At 45.0% G+C, this 24,569-nt stretch carries 23 protein-coding genes; 11 read left to right on the top strand and 12 right to left on the bottom strand.

What is annotated here, in order from left to right:
- Positions 1-78: 78 nt before the first annotated feature.
- Entirely contained in the window at positions 79-1,422 is a 1,344-nt protein-coding gene (locus ABD744_RS05310; protein WP_344796181.1) for an OmpP1/FadL family transporter, read from the bottom strand.
- Between the two features lie 456 nt (positions 1,423-1,878).
- Here ABD744_RS05310 and ABD744_RS05305 point away from each other — a divergent pair, with 456 nt between their 5' ends.
- Positions 1,879-2,742: a metal-dependent hydrolase gene (locus tag ABD744_RS05305; RefSeq protein WP_344796179.1), complete on the top strand. Its 864-nt coding sequence runs from the start codon at positions 1,879-1,881 to the stop codon at positions 2,740-2,742.
- Positions 2,743-2,814: 72 nt separating this feature from the next.
- Entirely contained in the window at positions 2,815-4,413 is a 1,599-nt protein-coding gene (locus ABD744_RS05300; RefSeq protein ID WP_344796177.1) for a flavin-containing monooxygenase, read from the top strand.
- 131 nt (positions 4,414-4,544) lie between these two features.
- On the opposite strand, the gene ABD744_RS05295 is transcribed toward ABD744_RS05300, so the two are convergent.
- From ABD744_RS05295 to ABD744_RS05280, 4 genes are all read right to left on the bottom strand, one after another.
- Entirely contained in the window at positions 4,545-4,823 is a 279-nt protein-coding gene (locus tag ABD744_RS05295; protein WP_344796175.1) for a hypothetical protein, read from the bottom strand.
- Positions 4,824-5,505: 682 nt separating this feature from the next.
- Complete coding sequence (locus ABD744_RS05290; protein WP_344796173.1) at positions 5,506-5,775, bottom strand: hypothetical protein; 270 nt, start codon at positions 5,773-5,775, stop codon at positions 5,506-5,508.
- 233 nt (positions 5,776-6,008) lie between these two features.
- The gene (locus ABD744_RS05285; protein ID WP_344796171.1) at positions 6,009-7,196 is read right to left on the bottom strand and encodes a 2Fe-2S iron-sulfur cluster-binding protein; all 1,188 of its coding nucleotides are present in this window, start codon (positions 7,194-7,196) and stop codon (positions 6,009-6,011) included.
- A 46-nt stretch (positions 7,197-7,242) separates the two neighbouring features.
- Positions 7,243-8,076, bottom strand: coding sequence for a metal-dependent hydrolase (locus tag ABD744_RS05280; protein WP_344796169.1), 834 nt, complete (start codon positions 8,074-8,076; stop codon positions 7,243-7,245).
- A gap of 173 nt (positions 8,077-8,249) precedes the next feature.
- Between ABD744_RS05280 and ABD744_RS05275 the strand changes: the two genes are divergently transcribed.
- The 3 genes from ABD744_RS05275 to ABD744_RS05265 are packed head-to-tail and all read left to right on the top strand — an operon-like array spanning position 8,250 to position 10,641.
- Positions 8,250-8,852 (top strand): hypothetical protein, encoded by a 603-nt coding sequence (locus ABD744_RS05275; RefSeq protein ID WP_344796167.1) that lies wholly within the window; start codon positions 8,250-8,252, stop codon positions 8,850-8,852.
- Between the two features lie 17 nt (positions 8,853-8,869).
- Positions 8,870-9,802, top strand: a complete 933-nt coding sequence (locus tag ABD744_RS05270; RefSeq protein WP_344796165.1) for an alpha/beta hydrolase — start codon at positions 8,870-8,872, stop codon at positions 9,800-9,802.
- On the top strand, positions 9,799-10,641 hold the full coding sequence (locus tag ABD744_RS05265) for an SDR family NAD(P)-dependent oxidoreductase (protein ID WP_344796162.1): 843 nt from the start codon (positions 9,799-9,801) through the stop codon (positions 10,639-10,641). The genes ABD744_RS05270 and ABD744_RS05265 overlap by 4 nt, the downstream gene beginning before the upstream one ends.
- A gap of 62 nt (positions 10,642-10,703) precedes the next feature.
- Here the strand turns inward: ABD744_RS05265 and ABD744_RS05260 are convergent, their stop codons facing one another.
- The gene (locus tag ABD744_RS05260) at positions 10,704-11,552 is read right to left on the bottom strand and encodes a MerR family transcriptional regulator (protein ID WP_344796160.1); all 849 of its coding nucleotides are present in this window, start codon (positions 11,550-11,552) and stop codon (positions 10,704-10,706) included.
- Between the two features lie 198 nt (positions 11,553-11,750).
- On the opposite strand from ABD744_RS05260, the gene hrpB reads away from it, so the two are divergent.
- Positions 11,751-14,330: an ATP-dependent helicase HrpB gene (gene hrpB / locus ABD744_RS05255; protein ID WP_344796158.1), complete on the top strand. Its 2,580-nt coding sequence runs from the start codon at positions 11,751-11,753 to the stop codon at positions 14,328-14,330.
- Positions 14,331-14,336: 6 nt separating this feature from the next.
- Here hrpB and ABD744_RS05250 read toward each other — a convergent pair whose 3' ends face one another.
- Both ABD744_RS05250 and ABD744_RS05245 read right to left on the bottom strand, forming a co-directional pair.
- The gene (locus ABD744_RS05250; protein ID WP_344796156.1) at positions 14,337-14,528 is read right to left on the bottom strand and encodes a hypothetical protein; all 192 of its coding nucleotides are present in this window, start codon (positions 14,526-14,528) and stop codon (positions 14,337-14,339) included.
- Between the two features lie 143 nt (positions 14,529-14,671).
- Entirely contained in the window at positions 14,672-14,875 is a 204-nt protein-coding gene (locus ABD744_RS05245; RefSeq protein WP_344796154.1) for a hypothetical protein, read from the bottom strand.
- Between the two features lie 251 nt (positions 14,876-15,126).
- Between ABD744_RS05245 and ABD744_RS05240 the strand changes: the two genes are divergently transcribed.
- The 3 genes from ABD744_RS05240 (at position 15,127) to ABD744_RS05230 (ending at position 18,540) form a co-directional block, all read left to right on the top strand.
- A complete protein-coding gene (locus tag ABD744_RS05240) occupies positions 15,127-16,101 on the top strand; it encodes an MBL fold metallo-hydrolase (protein WP_344796152.1) in 975 nt (324 codons plus the stop codon).
- Between the two features lie 79 nt (positions 16,102-16,180).
- The gene (locus tag ABD744_RS05235) at positions 16,181-16,978 is read left to right on the top strand and encodes a LysR family transcriptional regulator (RefSeq protein WP_344796150.1); all 798 of its coding nucleotides are present in this window, start codon (positions 16,181-16,183) and stop codon (positions 16,976-16,978) included.
- A gap of 146 nt (positions 16,979-17,124) precedes the next feature.
- A complete protein-coding gene (locus tag ABD744_RS05230) occupies positions 17,125-18,540 on the top strand; it encodes a GNAT family N-acyltransferase (protein WP_344796148.1) in 1,416 nt (471 codons plus the stop codon).
- Between the two features lie 58 nt (positions 18,541-18,598).
- Here ABD744_RS05230 and ABD744_RS05225 read toward each other — a convergent pair whose 3' ends face one another.
- Positions 18,599-18,979: an STAS domain-containing protein gene (locus ABD744_RS05225; RefSeq protein ID WP_344796146.1), complete on the bottom strand. Its 381-nt coding sequence runs from the start codon at positions 18,977-18,979 to the stop codon at positions 18,599-18,601.
- A gap of 277 nt (positions 18,980-19,256) precedes the next feature.
- On the opposite strand from ABD744_RS05225, the gene ABD744_RS05220 reads away from it, so the two are divergent.
- A complete protein-coding gene (locus tag ABD744_RS05220; RefSeq protein ID WP_344796144.1) occupies positions 19,257-19,619 on the top strand; it encodes a hypothetical protein in 363 nt (120 codons plus the stop codon).
- A 90-nt stretch (positions 19,620-19,709) separates the two neighbouring features.
- Here ABD744_RS05220 and ABD744_RS05215 read toward each other — a convergent pair whose 3' ends face one another.
- The 3 genes from ABD744_RS05215 to ABD744_RS05205 form a co-directional block, all read right to left on the bottom strand.
- Positions 19,710-19,880 (bottom strand): DUF3149 domain-containing protein, encoded by a 171-nt coding sequence (locus ABD744_RS05215; RefSeq protein WP_344796142.1) that lies wholly within the window; start codon positions 19,878-19,880, stop codon positions 19,710-19,712.
- Between the two features lie 101 nt (positions 19,881-19,981).
- Positions 19,982-21,427: a protein adenylyltransferase SelO gene (locus tag ABD744_RS05210; protein WP_344796140.1), complete on the bottom strand. Its 1,446-nt coding sequence runs from the start codon at positions 21,425-21,427 to the stop codon at positions 19,982-19,984.
- A 100-nt stretch (positions 21,428-21,527) separates the two neighbouring features.
- A complete protein-coding gene (locus ABD744_RS05205) occupies positions 21,528-22,088 on the bottom strand; it encodes a DUF4136 domain-containing protein (protein WP_344796138.1) in 561 nt (186 codons plus the stop codon).
- A 419-nt stretch (positions 22,089-22,507) separates the two neighbouring features.
- On the opposite strand from ABD744_RS05205, the gene ABD744_RS05200 reads away from it, so the two are divergent.
- Entirely contained in the window at positions 22,508-24,526 is a 2,019-nt protein-coding gene (locus ABD744_RS05200) for a methyl-accepting chemotaxis protein (protein ID WP_344796136.1), read from the top strand.
- The last annotated feature ends 43 nt before the right edge of the window (positions 24,527-24,569 follow it).

Genomic DNA, 24,569 nt, shown 5'->3' with positions numbered 1-24,569 from the left:
GAAAGGCCGGGGCTAGATGTTCGCCCCAAAAGAATTTGAGGCGAAGAAGAATTGAATCGAGAATTATCGACTCATTCCTTAAAAACTCTTGGTTAGCTGCACAGCCAAACCATAAGCACTGACTTCATAAGTACCTTTCAGGTTTGAAGCGCCTATTTGAGTACCATCCACGCGGTATTCGTGCTCATCAACGTCGATGTCATCAATGATCAAATAACCAAACGCGCCGTCGATGACCCAATCGCCTTCCATCTTGTACTGGGCACCTACCGTTAGCCAATTACGGTCAGTCGCAGGAACACGCGCCGTACGGTATTCTTTTTGAATTGGCGACTCGTCAAACGCGTAACCTGCTTTAAGCATGAAGTTCTGAGTAAACGCATATGAAACACCCGCAGACACCGCCCAGGTATTTGTCCACTTTTCAGGGACGTGACCAATCATGCCTTCTTTGCCGTATTTAAGACTTGCTGACGCTGAAATCAAACCGCCATCTTCACGGCTGAAAATGTCCAGGTTTTCAAACTGAGACCAACGCGTCCAGGTTGCACCGGCATACACAGTCCATTGGTCATTAATCAAGTGCTTCAAGCTGATCGTTGCACTTTCAGGCAAAGTAAGCGGTACTTTCGCTTTCTCTTCCAATGTTGCGGCTTGCCCCGGTACATTCGTTAACGTCGCCTCACCTTCCAGCTCAATGTCTATTTTAGAACGGTAGTTCAAGCCGACTGTTGTTGAGTTGGTTGGTTGATATAAAATACCAAAGTTCCAGCCAATGGCTTCATCGTCGCCTTCAACATCGAAGTGTCCTTCTTTTAAAAGAGCAGGAGGTAAACCAGTCCCCGAATAATCCTGAAACTTGGTTAATGTTCCTTCGGCATGAACGAAGTCAATGCCTAAACCCACAGACCAAACGTCATTGAACTTATAGGCAACAGTAGGTTGAATAGCAATGGCTTTCAATTCAGTTTCGTCTGCCATAAAGCGACCCACAAACTCAGAATCGTAATCGCCTGCAACCCCAAACGGTGCAAAAATACCAATACCCGCAGACCAGTTTTCATTGATTGGCATGGTTGCGTATAAGTTAGGGATGATGGCAGGGTCCACAAATTCGCCACCATTAGTACCATCCACTGGTCGGCCAATCGTATCAACAGCAGTACCTTCAAAATCCGTTGAGACTTCGATATAAGCTGCACCGAAAGACACTTGAGGTTTGTCAAGCTGGCTGATACCGGCCGGGTTAAAGAAAAGAACGGTGGCGTTTTCCGGGTTAGCGGCAGCACCTGCGTTGGCAGTGCCCATAGCGGACGCGCTTTGCTCATTAAGTGCATAACCGGCAGCAAAAGACAGCGATGGAACACACGCTAATGAAATTGCACTGGCTAGTTTTGTAATCCTTTTTTCTCTGTGATTCATACCACAAACTACCTTACTTCTTATAATGTGGAGTGATGCTCAGGCGAGAAGTGTATAAATTTCAAACACTTCAAGAGATTAGATTTATTTTTAGAGACTTCGCTGAACGTGCGAACGCGATTATACGATGTAAAGATAGAAATACGAGAAAATTGTGACGGATTTCACCAAATTACTGTCTGATTTCATCAAAAAGCTAACTAACTGAGTAAAATTTCCGGACAGTCCTTAACAAGTGCCAAATCAAAAATCATCAAATTTCCTTCAGATAAAACGTATTTAATCCTCCTGTTTCTCTTTCAAAAGACACTTAAACCAATGAACTGTCGTCAATCGACAGTAATCTATCTTGTTTTTGCTTGAATAACGCCCACTCATAAAATACATTTATATATGTAACATCAATTAATGACACATAAATAAATGAACCATCACGTTTAAATTGAGGTAACGATTATGAGTAAGGTTGAGTTCAAAAATAAAGTGGCTCCTCTTCGCCGGAATCTAAAATTCAAGCTTGCAAAAGAAGATGCAGATAGCTGGAATCCGGCTGGAATACACTTCACGCAATTTATGAATACGCTGTCCATTTTCTTTCCAGCGGGCGAAAAGTTTTTCATTGACAGTGTCCATAACTATCGAGACAAAATCTCCGACCCACAACTGACAAAAGACGTTAAGTCATTCATTGCTCAAGAAGCACTGCACACCAGAGAACATCTTGCGTATAACCAAGCACTCATAGAAGCAGGCTTTCCCGTTGACCGCTATATGAGCCAGGTCGAAGCCTTGCTCAAGTTTGCTCAGAAAGTCACCCCAAAATCAGTTCAATTAGCCGTTACCATTTCACTGGAACACCTGACAGCCAGCTTGGGTCATGTGTTGCTAGTCGAGCCAAAAATCATGGAAGGTTCAGAAAAAGGGTTTATGAATATCTGGCTATGGCACGCCATGGAAGAAATCGAGCATAAAGGTGTCGCCTATGACGTCTGGAACGATGTCATGGCATCCAACCCTCTGCGCTACCCCATTCGCGTTGGTATTAATATCCTCACCCACACTGTTTTCTGGTCTTTGGTCATTCCTTTTCATCTTGGTTTAGTCAATAAATCCGGTAAGTTGTTTGAGATCAAGGGATGGAGTAAATGCATGAACTACCTGTGGGGCGTGCCCGGCGCTCTAAGAAAAATATCCATCGAAATGCTCGACTATTTCCGGCCGGGCTTCCATCCATGGCAACAAGACAACCGAGCACTTTTAGATAATCTCGACCAGTTTGCTGAAGACGTTACCAAAGAGTACCAGCAAGCTACGGCTTGATCGTCAGCCGAACACACTTAGACATCAGTTCAAACCGGGCTGGGAAATAAACGAACCACTACAGGTAGTTTTATGACAGTACAAACGCCACACCGAGATTCCCCCATATGTAAAGAAGTTATCATTGCTGGTGCCGGATTCGGAGGCCTGTGCATGGCAATACAACTCAAAGAACAAGGGAAGAATAACTTCTTCATTCTTGAAAAAAGTCACGATGTCGGAGGGACTTGGCGTGATAACTCTTACCCTGGATGCGCTTGCGATGTTCAATCACACATGTATTCGTTTTCGTTTTCCCCCAACAATCATTGGTCAAAAAGGTACGCTCCATGGCATGAAATTCAACAATACCTCCTGGAGACCACAGCCAAATACGACATACGAAAACACTGTCAATTCCACCAGGAGGTGGTCTCTGCTGTATTCAACGAAAACATTGGTGAGTGGGTAATCAAGACACACACAGGCATAATCTACCACTGTAAACACTTTATATTAGCCTCTGGGCCTCTGCATGTACCGGAGATTCCAAACATCAAAGGTCTGAAAAACTTCCAAGGAAAGGTGTTTCACTCTGCCCAATGGGATCATGATTATGATCTCACGGGTAAAAATGTCGCCTCAATTGGCACCGGAGGCAGTGCCATTCAATATTGCCCTGAAATTGCGCCGAAAGTGAATCAGCTGGATGTCTTTCAGCGAACGCCTGCTTGGGTACTTCCTCGTGACGACAGAAAGTACTGGCGCGTCGAAAAAACAGCGTTCAAGCACATTCCCGGTTGGCGTAAACTCCATCGATATCGTTTGTACTGGACGAATGAAGCCAGAGTCTGGCCAATTTTCAATCCATCACTGGCTAAATCATTGAGCATGCTTGCGAAAGGGTTGATTCGATTCCAGGTCAAAGACAAAGTCACTGCCAGCCGACTCACACCGAATTACACCATTGGCTGCAAGCGTATTTTAATTTCGAACAAGTATTACCCGATGTTTAATCGTAAAAACGTTGAACTGGTGACGGAAGGTATTAAAGAGATTAAAGAAAACAGCATAATCACTGCCGATGGCAAAGAGCGCGCTGTTGACTGCATAATCCTCGGGACGGGCTTTGTGGTTGACCCAAGAATCTATATGCGCGATTTTGAGCTCAAAGGCCTTGAAGGCAGAGACTTACGAACAGATTGGAAAGACTGCGCAGAAGCCTATTACGGCACCTCAGTTGCCGGCTACCCAAACTTATGGATGCTCATTGGCCCCAATTCCGGGCTTGGACACAACTCCATCATCTTCATGATTGAAGCCCAGGTGAAATACATTCTTAACTGCATGAAAGCAATTGAACATCGACAGTCGGATTATATGACGGTCAAAGAAGATGCACAGTTGCAATTCAATACCCACCTACAGAAATTAATGAAGCAGACGGTCTGGTCGACGGGCTGTAAAAGCTGGTATCAACAAGAAGATGGTCGAAACATCGCCGTTTGGCCAAAATCCACATGGAAGTTCTGGCTAGAAACTTTAAACATCAAAGTGTCAGACTATGTATTCACTCAGTTAGGCCAATCACAAGAGCAGCGTAAAGACCAACACCGTAACCGAGTTTCAGAAACTAAATCAAAGATGAAAAGAAATAAAGAAAACACAGAAGTAGCGACGGAACTGACTTAAAAAATATACGTTTAAACAGTGAAACCGAGTAATACCAACCATTTGCCTGTCTTTTGACGGGCTTTTTTCATTTTGAGAGGAAAATTTATGACAATAAAAAAAGGGGCTCCAACAAGCCCCTTTTTAGACTACTAGCGTGTAGATGTAGTAATAGTCGTTTCTTCCGAATCTGATGCAGCGGCTACAGAAGCGCCTACAGCAACAGCAGCACCACCTACTGCAGCAGCGCCTGCGCCTGCAGCACCTGCAGCAGCACCTGCGCCACCACCAACGCCTGCGCCCGCACCAGCGCCTGCTCCAGCACCGCCGCCTGCACCACCACCGGCACCTGCGCCAGCGCCTTCAGCGGAAAATGCAGCAGAAGACAATGCCAGCATTGCTACTGCAATCGAAGCAACTAATTTTTTCATGGTCATTCCTTATTATATCTAATTAATATTGGCCAATATTAAGAACACTCCGTGCCTTAATATGCATATAACAGCACAAATTCGTAGTATTTTCCAACCTGGAACAAAATTATTTTTGAATATGCCAATCAGTGGGTATCGAAAGAAAAGAAAAATATAAAAAAACAGATAAATCAAAATATTAACAATGGCAAAGTGCGCCCCTTAAGGCCATCATTTTCATGATTGACGCTGAAGTGAATAACACTCTTAATTATCTGTAAAGATCAGTAGTCATCTGGAAAGATCAACACGAGAAGGCGGGGGTAAAAAGAACAACATCAAAATAATTAAGGAACCTCCGAGTAAGTCCCTCTCTGCTCAGGCCTATAAGAGAAATGTCTATTTGAGGCGCGGTTTTGAAGGCATAACGGGTTACGTCAAAAAGCCGCAACAAAAAAGAGGCATTTCTCTTAAGGCCCCGAAGGGCGGGGCTTTAAAAACGTTATAACTGTGTTGAACTTCTTGAAAAGGTCTAGACATTCTCTACGAAGCTCGCCTTGTTCTAACGTTTTTCTAGCGCCCGCTGAACTAGAGCGGACTTGTTCAGAGGTTCCTTAAGCATTGACTATCGGAATCTAAAAAGTAAAGAAAGTCTAAACAGACAAACAAAGGGGTTTTTGGAAACCCCTTTTTTGGTTTACTAGCGTGTAGATGTAGTAATAGTCGTTTCTTCCGAATCTGATGCTGCAGCTACTGAAGCGCCTACAGCAACAGCAGCACCACCTACAGCAGCAGCGCCTGCACCAGCAGCACCTGCAGCAGCACCTGCGCCACCACCTACACCTGCTCCAGCACCTGCTCCAGCACCTGCTCCACCTCCACCGCCTCCAGCGGCCGCCTCTTCTTCAGCAAAAGACATTGGTGAAAAAGTCAGCATTGCTACAGCAATTGAAGCAACTAATTTTTTCATAATCATTCCTTATTTTATTAAATTAATATTGGCCAATATCAAGGACACTCCGTCCCTTAATACATTCATAACAGCACAAGATTTTGATATTTTCCAACCAGAATTAAAAATAATTATTAAAGTGCTGACCAATTAGCAATTTCAGGCCACCTAAAGTTTAAAATATCTTATAAATCAATAGACTAAACAGTTCAATACAACTCATTTCAGGCAACAAATACGACTTACATCTTTTAATCTTCGTAACGGATAACCACATCCTCTGAGTCTGGTTGCGCCTGACACGTCAACACATACCCCTGATTCAGTTCGTCATCATCCAGCGCCATGTTCTCCTTCATGCGAACACGCCCTTTCACGACCTTCGCTTTGCATGTGCCACACGCCCCAAACTGGCAGGCGTGAGGTAAATCCTCTTTAAGTTCCAATGCTTGATTCAATATAAATTCATACTCTGGATTCCAATTGAAATTTAACGTCTGATCGCCATGAATCACGCTCACTTTTAACGCCTTCTGAACATTGTTCTGGCTCAGTTGCGATCCATTCTCCGTGAAATTTTCATCTTCCCCTCCTGCTTGCTGAACGTCTTTTTCAAGCCTAGCTTCAGGAACAAAAAACAACTCCCGATGAACCTTCGATTTGCTGACCCTGTTCACCGCCAACACCTCTTGCACTCGTTCTGTCATTGTTTGAGGGCCACATAAATACCAGCCCTCCGCCTGATTTAAGTCCGGTAACACATCCACCTTGGCTTTACGCTTATTTAACAGGTCTGCGGTCAACTCAATATCCAGATTACCTTTGAGAGATAATGCGATGGTATGGTGAATCATATTTTCATCATCACCCTCCTCAGTAAAAAAAGGCATCAGAAAAAAACGCGCTTTGTACTGCTCCTGAAGTCGCAGTAGCTGCCGCCGAAACATCATGGTCTGTTTCGAGCGGTTGGCGTAAAAAAGAACGAACTGGTTGTTTGTGTTTTGGCTGAGCAACGTTTGAATCATCGACATAATCGGGGTGATACCACTGCCTCCGGCCACGCCCACATAACAGGCGGTATGAGGATTAGCCTGCTTAGGAACGAGCTGAAAACGCCCTGAGGGAGTTAACACTTCAAGTTCATCATTCACTGCTAGCTTATCCACGGCAAAATTCGAAAAGCACCCAGAGTCAATCTTCCTTATGGCCACGCTGAGTTTGTCTTCTGATGGCGAACTGCAAATTGAATAACACCTGGAAATAAGGCTGCCTTCAATCCGCTGTCTTAACGTTAAATACTGGCCCGGTATAAACTGATAGGCGGTTTTTAAGTGCTCAGGCACTTCAAACGTTAACATCACACTGTCCGCTGTTAAGGGGTCAACATCGGACAATCTGAGTCTATGGAATTGATCCGTATTTGATTGCGTTTTCAACATAGTTATTACTCTCGTTATTTCTCTGAAACAATTCAGCCAGGCATAATTAAAAACTGGCAACGCGCGCTTCCAGCTCATCAATTAGCGTCAAAAATTCTCGGTTATCATGCTGCCAAGGGTGAAAACCCGGTTTGAAATAATCCAGCCAGGCCGGTATGGCCAATCTTAAAAGCCCCGGTTTCAGCCACTGAAATTGAAAAGAACGCCAAATTCCCCGAACATTGGTGTGCTCCCCATCCGTTTTTAAAAGATTGAAGTAGTAGAAGTACACCAAAGAAAAGAACAGCCCGGTAGCCAACACAAGTGCGGAAGTACGCAATAAATACGCACCCAGCGATTTGTTCATAACCTCTTGAAATACATCAAACGCAACGGCTTTATGTTCTGTCTCCTCCAAAGCATGCCACTGCCATAAAGCCGTGAAGTTTGGGTCTGCACCTTCAAAAAAATCCGGGTTCTTTAGCAATACATCAGCCAAAATGGCGGTCAAATGCTCCAACGCTATGGTGACAGCCAACTGAAATTCATTCGAGCTCGTGCGTTTAATCGTATTAAGTAGCCGGGTTACCTGGGCTTCCATGCGGTCTACCGCAAAACCGGACTCGACCATCGCTTTGTTGTATTCCTCATGCTCTCGACCGTGCATCGCCTCCTGGCCGATAAATGCCTTCACTGCCTTTTGTAACTGCAGGTCGGTGATTTCATTTCGGAAATTACGAACACTCTGAATAAAGAATCGCTCTCCTTCCGGAAAGAACAACGACATGGTGTTCATAAATTGAGAACCATGCATACCTGCTTTTTTATGCCAGCTACGAACCCTATCAACGGGCAATTTAAACCTTAAGTTTCTTTGAATTGGCGTCACTTGATTGTTCATTTCTGCCTCCGGTATATCAAGCCAATATAAAAACATTATTTTATGTACCATCAATTGATGTTTCATTAAGCAATGTATTATAGTAAACCTATGTTTGGCAAGTCATACGCCATCAAACATTCAAACAAACGAATGAAATATCTAAGAATTAATAACAACAAGGAGTGGATCTAATGACTCAATCAAACGAGCAAACGCATCAAGGCATCCCCCATACAACAGGAAGCAAAGCACATCAGGAATTAATCATGTTGACGAAAGTGTCCTTGCCTGAATGGATCAGGTCTATGAAAGAAAGCGATGTCGCTAAGCTCACTGCATTTATATCGGAGAGCGTCAACAAAGATGACGAAGGGTATGAAAAACTGTTTGAATCCCTGGCGATGATGATGAAGTACGTTCCCAACTTCATTCTTCACTCTATGATTCCCAAATATATAGAACCCAACATTGCGGCGAAAATCACGAATAAACTGACTACCAAACAAGTAATTGGAGTCGCATCCGGCCTGAGTGTTGAATATATCTCAGCCACAGCCGTTCATATGAATAATCAACTGGCACTGAGTGTTTTACTTGGATTAAAGAAAAAACTGGCACATCAGGTACTTGAACACACGGTCAGAACATCTCCCGCTGCTGCTTATGCCATTTTGCTTCACGCGCCCAAGCACTTGCAAACAACCGCCAGCCAATTTTGCTCTGCAGACGTAGAAGCAAACTTAAGCAGCACTGCTGACCTTAATAGTTATCAAAAAATCAAAGCTCTGGCATAACGAAGAAGGTTGGTTTTATGAGCATTCGATCAAATGTATTTCAAGCGATCTCAAGGCGAGCCATTAAGCGAAACGGTTTGAACCAGGAACAAACCGTCAAACACTTACGAAGAGTGTTTAATAACACACCGACCCTTCCGCTGATTCCGAGAGGGGTAAAAATACGGCAAATAGCACTGCCAGAATTCAAAGGGGACAGGGTTTCAGTTAAGTCACCGTCCATGACAATACTCTACTTTCATGGCGGAGCATTTGTCTCAGGTGCAACACGGACCTATCATAATTTCGCTGCTCGTTTGGCTAAAACACTGAATGCAGAAGTCTTTTTAGCCACCTATCCTTTTGCCCCTGAATTCCCATTTCCTGCGGCATCCAACCGTTGTTTAGAGGCATATCATTATTTGTTGAAATTGGGCAAGTCACCCAAAGACATTGTCATCGCAGGAGACTCCGCTGGTGGAGGTCTGACACTCACCTGCCTGCTACAGCTTCGAGATAAAAAATTACCGCTTCCCAGATGTGCGGTTGCTTTGTCGCCCGGCACGGTGGCAATCCCGGATGATCAGCGACTCCAGACCAGTTGCCATAAAGACGCCATGCTGTCTGCGGATCTGGTTAAACAAATCATAAACATTTATTTACCGAACAAAGAAGACAGAAGCCACCCGTATGCCTCTCCTGGGTTGGCAAACTTCCACGGCCTACCACCGATCATGATTACCGCCAGCCAAGATGAAATCCTCTATCACGACGCCCAAACTGCAAAACAAAAAGCCTTAAGTGCCGGCGTCGAAGTCGAATGGCTGGAGCGCTCAGGGGTAGGCCACGTCTGGCCTGTTCTTGTCCCTTATTTACCGGAAGCCAATCAAGATTTCAAAAAAATCGTAGCCTTCATTCAACGCTACCAACACGCTTCGGAAATTTCACACACTTATGGAGTACAACCATGAAAAACTTAACCAATAAGGTCGCCGTGATTACCGGCGCAGCTTCCGGAATTGGTCAGGCACTTGCGCTGGCATTAGCCAAAGAAGGTTGCCACTTAGCACTCAGCGACCTGGATTCCGACGGTTTAAAAGCCACCAAAGAACAGCTCAATCAATACCCGATCACGGTCACCACCGCCATCGTCAATGTGGCGGATAAAGAAGCCATGCATCAATGGGCAAGCCAAGTTGCAAAAGACCACAAAAAAATCCATCTGGTATTTAATAACGCTGGCGTTGCAATGGGCGGCACAGTCGCAGAAACCACTTATGAAGATTACCAGTGGATCTTAGACATCAACCTTTGGGGCGTTGTTTATGGCACCAAAGCGTTCTTGCCTTATTTAAAACAAACAGGGGAATCCGCCCATATCATTAACATTTCCAGTGTGTTCGGCTTATTTTCCCAGCCGACACAAAGCGGTTACAACATGTCGAAGTTTGCAGTTCGGGGCTTCACAGAGTCCCTGCGGCAAGAGTTGGACTTAGATGAGGGACGGGTTTCCGCCACCTGTGTTCACCCTGGAGGCATTAAAACCAACATTGCTCGTAATGCCAAAATGGCGAAAAGTATCGAAAATCTCACGGGAGACGCTTCCGCCGAACAAATGCGAAACAAGTTTGAATCTTTCTTTTTAACAACGCCAGAACAAGCCGCTCAAGCCATCCTTCATGGCGTGAAGAAAAATAAAAGACGAGTATTAATCGGACCAGACGCCAGAGTGTTGGACATCATGCAGCGCCTTCTTCCTGGTAAATATCAAACACTGGTCTGCCAAAGTTTCAAGTGGGCAAGCGCTTAGTCGCTCACATTTTACCGGTAGTCATTAACCGAAGAGCTTTCATCATGAGGCACATGAACACCTCATGATGATTTATCTTCTTCCATATGCTGAATAATGGCTTCAAGTCGATCACCTAAGAAATGGTTCGCCGCCTTTTCCATAGCCCGAGCCAACTCGGCGTGAACAGCCATTTCTGCCAGAGGACGAAGTCGCCAGATTAGGTCTGCAATTTTAGGCAGATCTTCACTGGGTGGCAGTGAATCCCCTTCATAATCACTTAATACATGCGTTGATACCAACTTAACCAACTCTCCGGCTACACGCTCCACATTGCCCCGCAACATCCGAATGATGTCCAGCAAATCATTAAAGGGAATCCCTGTCGCCACCAACTCGGCACCCGCTTTCATCGTGCGCATGCTCTGAACCTGAACGTGTTCCAAATCATCTTCCAGTCGAACTAAATCCAGCTCTAAAGCTTTACCGATCGATTCCTCTTCAATCTTATTATCAAACATCTCAAACAGTTCTTTGATCGACATAAGCACCGGCGTTTCATCGGTCCAAGGGCTGGTCAGTGCGGATTCCACACCAACAAACGCCCGCAAATCCATGCCTTCTTCCAAAGCGTTCAACAAATCCGAAATAGTAGAAAGCGTATAACCTCGCTCCAGCAAGTCTGAGATCAAACGTAAACGAGAATAGTGGGCATTCGAATAAATGCCTTTGCGCCCTCTTAGCTGAGGCGGCGGTAATACCCCCTTCTCTTGATAGGCTCGAATATTTCGGCTAGTGATACCGGTTACTCTGGCAAGCTCATCGATGGAATATTCGCGATCATCTTGTTGAAGATTTTCTTTATCATCGTCTTTCATTTTATTGCCAAACTGAGCCATCAGGTTGAGCATGGCATTTTTGGTATCTTGCATATATCCTCACTGTCGAACAGAAAGAGCCATAGCTGATCTGTATTTAACATCTGCTCTGAACGTAAACGTCTTTAATCCAGGGAATCTCTGGTTAAGTCTTCCTGAGATTGTACAACAAAAATTACCCAATATTCTTCAAAGCCAGTAACATACCGCGACTTACTTAACGACATCACTCACCCACGCCTAAGAATCGCCATGCCTGCTCTACCCATCGAAGCTGTAATACCCGACATAAAATCCACACTGATGGCAAGCCACCAATTAATTTTGGAAGCGCCACCCGGTGCAGGTAAAACAACCTTGGTGCCACTGGCACTGTTAGGTGAGCCTTGGTTAGAAGATCAAAAAATCATTCTATTAGAACCTCGCCGTATTGCAGCACGAGCGGCCGCAGAACGCATGGCTCAGCTGATTGGCGAGTCAGTGGGAGAAACCGTCGGCTACCGGGTTCGAATGGATTCTAAAGTAAGCCAAAAAACCCAGATTGAAGTCGTCACCGAAGGCATTTTAAACCGTATGTTACAAGATGACCCTTCACTGGAGGGCATTGGCTTAATTATCTTTGATGAGTTCCATGAAAGAAGCCTGGACGGCGACTTAGGCTTAGCTCTTGCACTTCAGGGACGAGAATTATTTGGTGAATTACGGACAACACCACTGAAGCTGTTGATCATGTCCGCCACCCTCGACGGAGCCAACATCAGTGAACTGTTAAGTAATGAACATCAACAACCCGCCCCGGTCATTCGAAGTGAAGGCCGGGCGTTCCCGATTGATATTCTTTATGGTCAGCCCTACCAACACCAAAACGCTTCTTATGGAGACAGAATCACCGACCGGGTGGCTAAAACCATTTTACAAGCACTGGAAGAACAAACCGGAAGCCTCTTAGTATTTCTGCCTGGCCAAGGAGAGATTCGAGAAGTGCAAAAACTCATATCACCAACCCTGTCTTCCCAACCGGGTGTGATCATCACCCCACTCTTTGGCAGTTTATCTCTTTCTGAACAACGTAAAGCCATTGAGCCAGCACAACAAAACACCCGAAAAGTAGTACTGACCACCAGCATTGCAGAAACCAGTTTAACCATTGAAGGCGTTCGGGTGGTCATTGATTCTGGTCTGTCACGCTTACCTGAATATGACCCAAAAACAGCCATGACCCGGCTCAAAACGGCCAGGGTTTCTAAAGCATCGGCCAAACAAAGAGCGGGCCGAGCAGGCAGAACTGAACCCGGCGTTTGCTACCGATTATGGTCTGAAGATCAGCAACACGCGTTAGCAAACTATACCGCGCCAGAAATAGAACAGGCCGATTTAACCCCCCTTGCCTTACAGCTGTTAAACTGGGGCATTGATAACCCGGCGGAACTCTCGTGGCTGACACCACCGGCTTCGTCTCCGTTTCAACAGGCGTTAGACTTATTGGTTCAGTTAGACGCAGTCGAACAGAATCGTCGAACCCTGACCCAACATGGAGAGGTCATTGCAAAGTTGCCAGTGCATCCCCGCCTTGGCCATATGATAATCAAAGGCAATCAGTTCGGGCACCCTCAGCTTGCCTGTCAAATTGCAGCGTTATTATCCGAGCGAGATCCTTTGAGCAATGATTCGGACACCGACCTTTCCCGCCGACTTGAATTATTGTCTGGAGAGCGAGCACCTTCTGCCTCCCAAACATACCTGATCAAGCGAATTGATCAGCTTGCGAAACAGTTTCTGCGAAACCTTAAAAGTCTTAAAAGTGAATCACAGCACCAAGTTCCAGAGAACAATATCGATTTATCTGAGTCCGAAGCTACCGGAATTCTGATTGCCCTCGCCTATCCCGATCGAATAGCTAAAAAGCTATCCGCCGACAGTCAAGACTGTAAACTCAGTAACGGTCGGCAAGCATCGCTGCCTCACACCAGCAAACACAATACTTTTGCTATCGCCCAACTGGGTGGGGCCTTAGGCACGTCTAAAGATCGCGTTTATCTCAGTGCTCCGGTCAGTGTAGAACAACTCAAGTTCATAGAACCCTCGTTATTCAATGAACAGGTTGAGGTAGACTGGTGCACCAAAGAAAATCGTTTAATCGCAGAAAAGCAATGGTTCATAGGAAAGTTAAAATTAGCCACCAGCCAGCTGAACGAGATCCCGACTGAACTCAAAAACAAGGCTCTATTACAGTTGGTTCAAAACAAAGGGTTGGACATCCTGCCCTGGACGCCAGAACTCAAAAGCTGGTGTCAGCGTATTGAACTCTTACGCGCTTCAGACCTGTCCGATAACAACAAAACCCTTTGGCCGGATATGTCCGAAGCCGGCCTTATGCTCACTATGGAAAATTGGCTGATGCCTTTCCTGGACGGCATTAGCCACATCAACCACTTCAAAAAGCTGAACTTAAAAGACATTCTGACCAACCGTTTACCCTGGCCGTTGCCACAACACTTAGATGAGTTAGCACCAGAACGAATAAAAGTCCCCTCTGGCTCCAGCATTCGAATTGATTACACGCAAAACCCACCGGTATTAGCCGTCAAGTTACAGGAAATGTTTGGCCAAACGACAACGCCCAGCATTGCTAAAGGCCGAATAAAACTTTTGGTTCACTTATTATCGCCTGCGCAACGTCCGTTACAGGTTACGCAGGATTTAGAAGGTTTTTGGCAGAGCAGCTATGAACTGGTTAAAAAGGACATGAAAGGAAGGTATCCGAAGCATCACTGGCCAGACAACCCGTTAGAAGCAGAAGCCACTGCCCGGACTAAGCCTAGAAAAAAATAGAGCCGTCTAGCCTCGGTCGCCCTTAAGGTCAGTCTCGGCAGTCGCATGATGAAGAACCTCGTTCGGCATAGTATCAAATACCGGAGCCTCTTCTACCCCCAGAAATACTTTACAGAAGATCGTTAACACCAAGGCAAATAAAACTGCACGAATCAAAAGATAATACTCCAAGAACTGACTTTTTATTGTTGGCAGCATTATTCACCAGCGCTTACAAACAATCTATGCACCGGATCAAACTTTTACTTAACTTTACACAAGAACACACAAACAAACATGAGCACGCCACAGGATTTATAAGTGACAAGATTTATAAGTGACAGGCAGTAACGGAATAGACGTTACTTTTTATGGGTCAGCTTTTTACCGTTTTTACAGTAAAGATAGACGGTATGGCCTTTGTCTGACACTCGGTCCAGACCGCCATGTTTTGCACAAGCCGCAGCATAGTTGGTTAATCCACCTGAAATATCTTCGAAGCCGCTCTTCCCGTTTTCAGAACATCCCACCAACGCCAGCAATAACACAATACTTAATCGTTTCACTTTAGTGCTCTCTTAAAATTATTATTAATGACTGTCTCTCACTTGATCATACGCGTCAAGCTCTAAACTGAATTACATTCTGTGTTCGGCCTGAAATCAGGCCTTCATTCAGAGACTATGAGCAACAGCCATAAAAATAAATTAACTATATTAAAACCACAAATTATATATTTTACTTATACTTAAATAATCGACATTCTTGATTGCACCCGAAAGCCAACCACTGAATAACAACTTACCATAGGTCTAGCATGTCTCTTAACATTAAAAACAACACCAAGGTCTTGTCCGCCTTATCAGCACTGCTGCTCTGTATTACACCACTGTGCGTAGCCCCCGCCCTTGCGGAAGCAGCTTCCACAGAAACTCAAACCCAAGTCCAGTTCAGTGCCATCACAACCGCCAGAAGCAGTGGAGCACTTGAAGCTACCATGGTTGAAGGCGGCAGCTGGTTCAGTGTCAGCCAACCGGTTCACCAGGCCATTTACATCAAGCATCCCAAAGGGGATCTATTGTTTGATACGGGCGTAGGTAACAACACGCCTGCTGCGTTAGAAAAATTAGGCTGGTTTGATCGCCAATTATTTTCCATTGGAGAAGTGTTCAGTGTCGCTGATCAACTTACTCAACAAAATATGCCTATTGAAAATATCTCGGCCATCATCCCTTCACATCTTCATTGGGATCACACCGGAGGGCTTCCGGAACTGCTCGGCATTCCTGTCTGGTCTGAGCAGGCAGGCATCGACTTTGCGCTGCAAGGAGATGCTCCCGCGTTTTTGAAAGAACACCTGGTCAAAGAGATCAACTGGCAACCGCTGACGTTAACCAACCAGGAATACATGGGCTTTGAGCGCAGTCTGGATATATATAACGACAACAGTCTCGTTCTAGTGAGTTTAGCCGGACACACACCCGGCCAGGTAGGCTTGTTTTTAACCACAGATGCCAAACAAACCTATTTCTTCATCGGAGATACTACGTGGCTTATGAAAGGCGTGACAGAAAATAAACCGCGTCCCGGCATTACCCAGTGGTTGGTAGGCGTCGATGCAGACGTTGAAAAAAACAGCGCAATGATCCGTAAAATCAATAATATTCGAAAGCTCCACCCAGGCATCAAGATTGTCCCGGCTCATGATCAGTTTGTATCACGAGAACTGCCACAGTTTCCTTATTTCTCTAAACTGTTTTCTCAGCCATTACCGCTGGTAAGCAGCCAGTGAGTGTATAACCTGAACCGGCCAACCAGAAAGAATTCCAAACACAATAAGCCTGACGGCTTGCTTGCATTGAGTTAGAAATATGGACTTAAGATCACTCAAATATTTTGTTCACGCGGTTGAGGCCGGCACTATCTCTGCCGCTGCGGAGCAATGTCATATCTCCCAGCCCTCCATAACCAACGCCATCGCACAGCTTGAAAATGAATTCGAAACCACCTTTCTGATTCGCAGTCGAAAAGGAGTAACCACTACCGAAGCCGGTGAGCGTTTCTATCAGAAATCCAAAGCCTTATTGCAGCATGCCGCCTTAATAAAGTCCGACATGCAAAACAAACCTAAAGATACGGTTGAACTGTATGTCGCGCCTTCAGTGAATGCCCACGCTCTGATATTCAGTATGGAAAAACTTCAGGCTCTGCACCCGGACGTAAGTTGGGTACTCACCTCAAACTACAGCAGCGCGACCCACCAACTGATCAACATGCAACAACTGAAAGACAATCAAGAATGGACGGAATTATTGAAGGAAGAGTACTATCTTCTTCTGCCAAGCCATCATGATTTCGCAAAGGCGCATTCACTCAATACGAAACTCACTCTCCATGACTTGCTTACTCTGAGCTGGATTGAAAGAAGTCATTGTGAATTCGCTCCTGAATTCAACCGCCTGATCACCACACAAACCGCCTCCGTTCAGCTTGTGGCACGAGTGGATAATGAAGACTGGGCTGTGGCCTTGGTCGCCGCAGGGTTAGGCGCGACCATTATGCCGTTCAGTCCGAACCAATTACCCGAAAGTATTTACGCCATTCCCCTCACAGACATTGAAGGCGCCCCCTCACTATCAAGAACATTAGGGTTGGCCAACGACTATTAGGGGCAAGAAAACGCCGCCAGGAAATGACCATAGCAGGCCGAAGATTTTCTACTAATCATTTGTTTTATATATAAATTTATGGCAAATACATGACTCATGCTTTAGTATGATGCCAATAAAACAAACGTATCTTCAGCGCCTTTATTATGTACGGAAACTTCCCAAAAGAAACAGACCGAAAAGTCCATCGCCCACTTCTTCCGAGCAATCATGGTTACAAAGCTGAACTCATTTTCGCGGATCAGACCGTACCGGTGGTTTTGGGAGATTACACCAGTTTCGGTTTCAGCCTGATCTCGGATGAACAATACGATGAACTTTGTTTCCCCGGCCAAATTACCGTCATTCAATTCAGTCCTTTAATAGAACAACAATACGCCATTAAAGCTCAGATCATTGAAATGGATCGGGTCAACAATCAACTCCGAATATCCCTGAGAGTCATGGCTGACAGCTTCAAACAAGTGCCTAAATACCGGGCCATTCCACTGACAGGAAGCCACCGCCTGACAGGGCAGATTTTCCACCCGTTCCAATACAAAACCTTATCTTTTTTTGAAATTAATGAAGTCAGTAAAGAAGGGTTTCTGGTTTCCGGCATTCAACCTGAGTTCACCTTATTTACCAACATGGAAATTGCCTTCAATCTGGGCATGTTCCAACCTTCTAACCCAATCAGGGGCAGGGTCTCATCCATCAAGTTCCACGCCGATGGCACGGTTCAGTGTTTTATTCACATCATTAAGAAATTACCACCGGTTTTAACCGATAATCTCAATAAATACCTGATGAGGTACACGTCTTCTACGCCGGAAGAAATTCGAAACGCGGGTTTTGCCGTCAAAACCGTGAAAGAATTCATACAATACAAATATGTAGAAACCCAGGCAGATTACGAAGCCGTTCTTCGAACAAGACGATTTGCCTACTCCGGCGTCAACAAAATTGATGCCGAAGCCAACCTGGAAAAAGTCTCTTACTTTTTTGATGATTACAGCCACATTTTAATGGTCATGCACAATGATGAAATCATCGGCAGCGCAACCATCATCGTGGGCGACGGAAATCAAAAGCCGTTTGAAATCCAGACCTTTTTCGATAAAAACGCCCTGACAGACCTGCCACCGAGCGCAGAAACGCTTGAAATTGCGGCACTCTGTTTACACCCAGACTATCGAGATACAGACATTCTGCACGGTATTTTTGAACAGATTTACATGCTGACCATGATGCTCAATAAAAATTACATCATTGCAAGCAGTGATAAATACTTACTCAACCTGTATCAGTCCATAGGTTTTAAACTCACTGAACACGAATTCATTCAGCCTAAATACAACGACTTGGCGATGCATGTACTGGTCATACACAGGGATGCAGCCATTCGGGCCAAAGGGGTGAAGAAATTAATTTGGTGGCCACTCTGGGGCATAGTGAATTCGCATCTGATAAAGAAAAGAGTCATTCGTTACCGCCACTGGGAACGAATTAAGGCCAAATTACTGAGAAAGTCCTTTAAAGTGATGTTTTTCATTCGCTACCGTCGCCATTGGCAGGACTGAGAACTCGACACTCTTTTGAAAAGAGTGTCTCGGGTACGACAACCTGATCGGCAGAAAATCAGTCTTGCCCGGATCGAAATTTTTCCTGCATGGCCGCAAGGTAATCGTCCATCTCAGCATCGTCCCGGAAAATCGTTAAATCCGGCAGAGCTTTTACAATCTCGAAGACTTTCGTTATTTGAACCTGACGGTTAGCGACAGCCAAACGTCCGCCTTTTGCTTTCATTTGTTTGGTTGCCATAAAGACAACTCGTAAACCTGCAGAGCTGATAAACTCAAGAGGTTTCATATCAAAAATCAATAAATCCAAATCCGAAGCAACAAGTTCAGACACCAAAGCCTCAAGTTCCGGTGCCGTATCCGAATCCAACGACCCGGCCAGAATAACCCGCTTTACTTTCGAAGATTGCCCATCAACCACTTGAATATCTAACGCCACTTTACTCTCCTTTTAGACGACCGCTAACCACCACCTGTGAACTTCAATCTATCATAGCTGGTTTCATACATTTGAACACCCAACTAACGTTTAATGCATTCACCCTACCAACAATCAATAACTAATAACAAAGAACCAAAAATCACCATTAAATCGCACAAACCAGTTAAACGCTTGTTTGAATTCACAATTTCAACACGCCTTTTTTATCGCCAGTTTTCCCTGTGATATACCTTCAAAAGCATTATTTTCGTTTCAACAACATGAAGGTAATTTTATGGAATACATACTGATCATCGCAGCCATCTTCAATCTGATTGGCTCCATTAGCATCTGGTTTCAAGCACCGATTCCAGTAACCCAGGAATCCAAAGATCAACTCCCTTCGGACTACATGCAATGTCGAATTTTTACAGGTGGCACCGCACTGCTGTTCTCCGTTATTTACTTATACGTATTTTTGTTTCCTGAACTTGCACTGCCACTTTTATCATTCGGTATAGCACTCAAGCTCTGGTCTTTCGCATCAGCCTTTATCAGCTATTTGAAATTTAACTTCCCTAAAGATGAGTTTTTAAAAGTCGGGGTGGCAAATTTACTCTTTGCGATTTTATTCATCGCGTATCTTTTAACGATGTAAATAACGAAGTAAATACCAGAGGCGCTCGAAGCCTGCACAACGCAGGCTTAGGAAGGGCTAAACAAACGAAATGACCAAAGAAAGAACAGGCTATTTTTCCAAAGGGTTAGGGTGCGTTCTGTCGTACTCCTCTCCCTCGGCATTCATTTTAGAAATAAACATATACCCACAGAAAATGCCCATTCCTATTACAAAAACCACCACAAACAAGCTCAAGATCCCGCTCAGGCTAGTAAACAAATCAAAAAATGTATTCATCATCCTTCCCTCATCAAATTGTTATCTTTGATTTTAAAACCGAGGTCAGAAAATGATCTGATTTAGATCAATACTGCCGCTATATCCTTACTTTTTATAGTAATTTATGTGCCACAAAACGTTTGATACCTTCTGTCATACTCTTCTGAGGTGGCCTGATACTCAGAGGTGCCACTCACCTCTTGATAAGGCTGAGTCAAAATGGCCAAAAACGCATTTGCCGCATCAGAAGAGCCCGACTCTTCACTGGCCTGAAGTACCGCTTCCAGGTGATGATTTCTCGGAATCACAACCGGATTATGAGCCCTCATACGAGCTTCAATAGCATCGACCATATTTACCTGGCTGTTAACACGCACAAGCCATTGATCAAACACAGTCCCCAGTGAGGCTTTAATGTCTTTCATTGCAGCTTCCGATGTAAAAGACTTGGTCAAGAGGTCAAATCCTTGGGTGTAATCCAACTTTCTTTCCAAAAAGGCCTGTAAGATCTCTTCGATCAAGGATTCATCCGCCGGAGACAAATTGAATATCCCCAACTTACCAGCCATCATCTGCAGGTAAGCCTGGCGGTAACGCTCAGCAAACCCATTCACAAGCGCAATCACTTGCGCCATAATCTGCTCATCTTCATGGTTAACCAATAACAACAGACATTCCGCAAAACGAGCCATATTCCAGTTGGCAATACCCGGTTGATTTCCAAACGCATAACGGCCATTTCTGTCTATAGAACTGAACACAGTTTCAGGGTCATAGACGCCCATCATAGCGCAGGGACCATAATCAATGGTCTCCCCTGAAATGGCCGTATTGTCTGTATTCATCACGCCATGGATAAAACCAACGCGCATCCATGAAACAATCAGCTCTATTTGCTTTTCTATCACTCGATCCAAAAAGCAAATGTACCTTTGATCGCCCTGCTCGGTGATATCGGAGTAGTGGCGATTGATAGCAAATTCACTTAACGCTTTTAAAGACTCGACATCCCCTTGAGCAGCAAAAAACTGGAAGGTTCCGACTCGCAAGTGACTCGAAGCAACTCGGGTTACCACTGCCCCTGGCTGGGGAGTTTGACGATAGACCGCTTCACCGGTCCGAACCACCGCCAGACATTCGGTCGTCGGCACGCCTAATGACTTCATTGCAGCACTCATAATGAACTCACGAACAGCAGGCCCCAGAGCACAACGACCGTCGCCATTCCGGGAAAATGCACTTGGCCCAGAACCTTTCAACTGAACATCCTTTCTCACACCATCAGCATCCACAACCTCGCCTAGCAGGTGGGCTCTGCCATCGCCCAATTGTGGATTGAAGCTGCCAAACTGATGCCCGGCATATACGGTCGCAATGGCGCAAGAGCCTGGCACAACCTGATTACCGGAAAAGTACTTTGCTCGTAATGCGTTTTCTGAAGCATCAAACCCCAGAGAGTCAGCAAGTTCAGAATTCCACAGAAATAATTCGGGTGACTTAACCGGTGTCGGCGGCACCTTTTGATAGAAGCGTTCACCCAAATTAAGGTAGGTATTTGAAAACTGCATGAAAAGAATATCCTGGAGGCTGTTGCAGATAGAGTCCCATTTTACCCTTCTATGAGTATTGAATCATTAGATTCCGAACTGGCAGCAACTCAGCACTGAATTAATCTATTGTTGCAGAGACAGGCTTAGGCGGAAACTCTTTTAACATATGTTCAACCGCTTTTCGGATTCGGTGTGCACGCTCTTCCGGTGTACCGTGTTCGCGAAAGACATCTTCGACCGTACCACGCCAGATCAATTTATTGGTCTCGCGCTGAACCATATCCACCACCAGAATACCGACGTCTTTGGTTTCAACCGGAGAGTGCACTGAAACACTGCTGCCCCACCCTGAACTGCCAAACGACCCAAAACCGATACTGGTTCGAAAACCATCATCGTCTATTTTTTGTTCTGTTCTGGTAAAAAAGCGCACTAGAATATCTGCACTTTCTTCGGTCTCTACAGTAATGCCTTTTTTGGTCAACTGGTGGTCAACCGCCTGTATAACGCGTTTATCAACCAGATCATTTCCGGGGTATTTTGTTTCTTTGTTTTGAGTTTGCCATGCGTAGGTCTTCAAGTTCGAAAAATCTGTTTTTACATCGTAATCAGAAGTACTCCGAAAGGTACTGCACGCCATCAACGAAAAACTTACCAACACAATTAAAAAATATTTCACAACCCACTCCTACTGCCACCACATTACTCACTGGCAAGCCCGTTTATCAATCTGAGTTTTAAAACCGACGTCAAGTTTTAGCACTCACTACATCTAAGAATAGACCTTCGCAAAAAAGTTCACTTCTATCTATGAGCGAATAGCATGAATACCAACAACATCCGTGTTGTCAGCAACAGACTTCCAGATCAACCTGTCCAGTTGATCAATATTCCACAAAGACAATGCACTAATTCCTACAAGTTTACTCAGGTATTCCTCACGGCAAAATTTTATGAGGACGACTATATTCCAGTAATTCTTTAAAACGTTGAACACTCTGTTCAAAAATCTGTTTTTTAATCAGGTGAACCGTCAAGCAACGTCAGACGAGAAAGCCATCAGTTATCCTACAAAAGACAACCGTTCAGGATAGAATCATGATCAAACTACCCGCTTTCATCAATAACCGACCATTGTCAGCCAAAATAGCCTTCCTAACTGTGTTATTGGTGATTCCCACCGTCATTCTGTTGTTCTTTTACCTGAACTCGGCCAATTACCGCATTAATTTTGCTCAACAAGAAATCCAGGGCATGAAATTTCTGACGTTCGTCAGCCCTCTCCAACAAACCATAGCCAAACACCGAGGAATGATGGCCGTTTACCTAAATGGTGATAAAACATTCGAGCCACAAATCCGCCATGAAGAAAGCAAAATGGCCAAACTGCTCCAAGAGCTTGAGCTTGCAGAAAGCCAATTTGGAAAACAGTTTAAAACGGCCAAACTGACTCAGGAAATCAGAAGTCACTGGAACACACTAAACGGAAAGCGGGTCATGGAGCCTCGCCAGTCGTTCAACTCACATACAGAACTGATTCAGGATGTATTAGCGTTAATGGTTCACATCGCAGATCAATCTCAGCTGACGCTGGACCCCGACCTCGATACTTATTACCTGATGGACTTGATCACAGTGACTTTACCAGAGCTAATGGAAGCTCTCGGTAAAACACGCGGCATGACTTCAGGCATTGCTGCCTCCGGAAATATGTCCCGGGAAGAAGCACAGGAACTGAGTATCTTTACTTTTCAGATTGAGCAACGGGTGCAAAGCGCAGAAACTGCGCTGACCACAGCGTTTAAGAATACCCTACACCCAACACTTGAGAACGACCTTTCAGCGGTATTTGATCAAAGCCAAAACAGTGCGAACTATTTTCTGAAATTAATTGACGAGAAAATTCTGAATACCAACAACATCGAGATATCCAGCTCAGAAATTTTTAACGCAGGTTCAGACGCCATCGCCAAATCCAGCATGTTGCTCAACAACGCAGTGCCTGAAATGACACTGCTGTTGAACGAACGGATTGACCGAGTTCAAAATGACCGAAACACACAGCTACTGGTACTTACTTTGATTGCCACATCCGCTTTGGTTATCGCTTGGCTCATCGTTACCAGCATCAACACTCAGGTCAAAGAAATTCTCCAAGTAATCACCAAAGCAACTCAAGATAAAAAACTGTCATCCACCGCCCAGGTCTACAGCAATGACGACCTTGGCATCATTGCCCGTAGCCTGAACACTATGCTCAGTTCCTTTGCCCATATAGTGCAGGAAATCAGCCAATCGAGCATTCAGCTTGCTGCTGCGGCACAACAAACAGCCACCACCTCTCAGCAAAGTACAATCAACCTGGCCGAACAACAAGTAGAAACCTCACAACTGGCAACTGCCATTCATCAAATGGCGGCCACCGCAGAAGAAGTGGCCAACAGTACCGTCAGAGCGGCGGAAGCAGCAGGCAACGTAGACAGCCAAACAAGCGAAGGCAACAGCTTAGTTTCGCAAACGGTGGGCGCTATAGAACTGCTGGATAATGAAATCACAACCGTTGAGGCCATCATCTCCAAACTGAAAGACAGCAGTATCGGCATCACCAGCGTACTGGACGTGATTAAAAACGTGGCTGAACAGACCAACCTATTGGCACTGAATGCGTCGATTGAAGCCGCCCGAGCCGGCGAACAAGGCCGAGGCTTTGCGGTAGTTGCTGATGAGGTTCGTGCCTTAGCGCAGCGTACTCACGATTCCGTCGGCGAAATTGAAGGCATCATCAACACCTTCCGTAAAGACACCGAAGATGCATACAAATCGGTTGCATCATCAAAAAGCAAAGTGGATGAAACCGTGTCAAAAGCCAAGCAAGTTGAGAAATCACTGATTAATATTGGCATCGCCATCAGTACGATTCGGGATATGAATCATCAAATCGCCTGTGCCAGCGAAGAGTATTCAACGGTTAACGATGAACTGAATAAAAACGTGGTCAGAATTGATGAAATGTCTCAACAAACCGTGACGGGTTCAAATGAAATTTCATCCGCAAGTAAAGAGCAGGCTCTGCTGGTTTCTAATCTTAAACGACTGGCGGAATCCTTCTCTACTTGATATTAGCTGAAAACAAAGGGGCTCTATTTCACATAAGCCCCCT

Source organism: Litoribacillus peritrichatus, assembly GCF_039537985.1.
Lineage (GTDB): Bacteria > Pseudomonadota > Gammaproteobacteria > Pseudomonadales > Litoribrevibacteraceae > Litoribacillus > Litoribacillus peritrichatus.
The sequence above is the reverse complement of the archived record's forward strand: the minus strand, read 5'-3'. Positions and strand labels throughout refer to the sequence as shown.

What these genes read in the sequence shown, in the direction of transcription:
- ABD744_RS05310 (WP_344796181.1), bottom strand. Translation starts at nt 1,422, where the DNA reads ATGAATCACAGAGAAAAAAGGATTACAAAACTAGCCAGTGCAATTTCA.
- ABD744_RS05305 (WP_344796179.1), top strand. Translation starts at nt 1,879, where the DNA reads ATGAGTAAGGTTGAGTTCAAAAATAAAGTGGCTCCTCTTCGCCGGAAT.
- ABD744_RS05300 (WP_344796177.1), top strand. Translation starts at nt 2,815, where the DNA reads ATGACAGTACAAACGCCACACCGAGATTCCCCCATATGTAAAGAAGTT.
- ABD744_RS05295 (WP_344796175.1), bottom strand. Translation starts at nt 4,823, where the DNA reads ATGAAAAAATTAGTTGCTTCGATTGCAGTAGCAATGCTGGCATTGTCT.
- ABD744_RS05290 (WP_344796173.1), bottom strand. Translation starts at nt 5,775, where the DNA reads ATGAAAAAATTAGTTGCTTCAATTGCTGTAGCAATGCTGACTTTTTCA.
- ABD744_RS05285 (WP_344796171.1), bottom strand. Translation starts at nt 7,196, where the DNA reads ATGTTGAAAACGCAATCAAATACGGATCAATTCCATAGACTCAGATTG.
- ABD744_RS05280 (WP_344796169.1), bottom strand. Translation starts at nt 8,076, where the DNA reads ATGAACAATCAAGTGACGCCAATTCAAAGAAACTTAAGGTTTAAATTG.
- ABD744_RS05275 (WP_344796167.1), top strand. Translation starts at nt 8,250, where the DNA reads ATGACTCAATCAAACGAGCAAACGCATCAAGGCATCCCCCATACAACA.
- ABD744_RS05270 (WP_344796165.1), top strand. Translation starts at nt 8,870, where the DNA reads ATGAGCATTCGATCAAATGTATTTCAAGCGATCTCAAGGCGAGCCATT.
- ABD744_RS05265 (WP_344796162.1), top strand. Translation starts at nt 9,799, where the DNA reads ATGAAAAACTTAACCAATAAGGTCGCCGTGATTACCGGCGCAGCTTCC.
- ABD744_RS05260 (WP_344796160.1), bottom strand. Translation starts at nt 11,552, where the DNA reads ATGCAAGATACCAAAAATGCCATGCTCAACCTGATGGCTCAGTTTGGC.
- hrpB (WP_344796158.1), top strand. Translation starts at nt 11,751, where the DNA reads ATGCCTGCTCTACCCATCGAAGCTGTAATACCCGACATAAAATCCACA.
- ABD744_RS05250 (WP_344796156.1), bottom strand. Translation starts at nt 14,528, where the DNA reads ATGCTGCCAACAATAAAAAGTCAGTTCTTGGAGTATTATCTTTTGATT.
- ABD744_RS05240 (WP_344796152.1), top strand. Translation starts at nt 15,127, where the DNA reads ATGTCTCTTAACATTAAAAACAACACCAAGGTCTTGTCCGCCTTATCA.
- ABD744_RS05235 (WP_344796150.1), top strand. Translation starts at nt 16,181, where the DNA reads ATGGACTTAAGATCACTCAAATATTTTGTTCACGCGGTTGAGGCCGGC.
- ABD744_RS05230 (WP_344796148.1), top strand. Translation starts at nt 17,125, where the DNA reads ATGTACGGAAACTTCCCAAAAGAAACAGACCGAAAAGTCCATCGCCCA.
- ABD744_RS05220 (WP_344796144.1), top strand. Translation starts at nt 19,257, where the DNA reads ATGGAATACATACTGATCATCGCAGCCATCTTCAATCTGATTGGCTCC.
- ABD744_RS05215 (WP_344796142.1), bottom strand. Translation starts at nt 19,880, where the DNA reads ATGATGAATACATTTTTTGATTTGTTTACTAGCCTGAGCGGGATCTTG.
- ABD744_RS05210 (WP_344796140.1), bottom strand. Translation starts at nt 21,427, where the DNA reads ATGCAGTTTTCAAATACCTACCTTAATTTGGGTGAACGCTTCTATCAA.
- ABD744_RS05200 (WP_344796136.1), top strand. Translation starts at nt 22,508, where the DNA reads ATGATCAAACTACCCGCTTTCATCAATAACCGACCATTGTCAGCCAAA.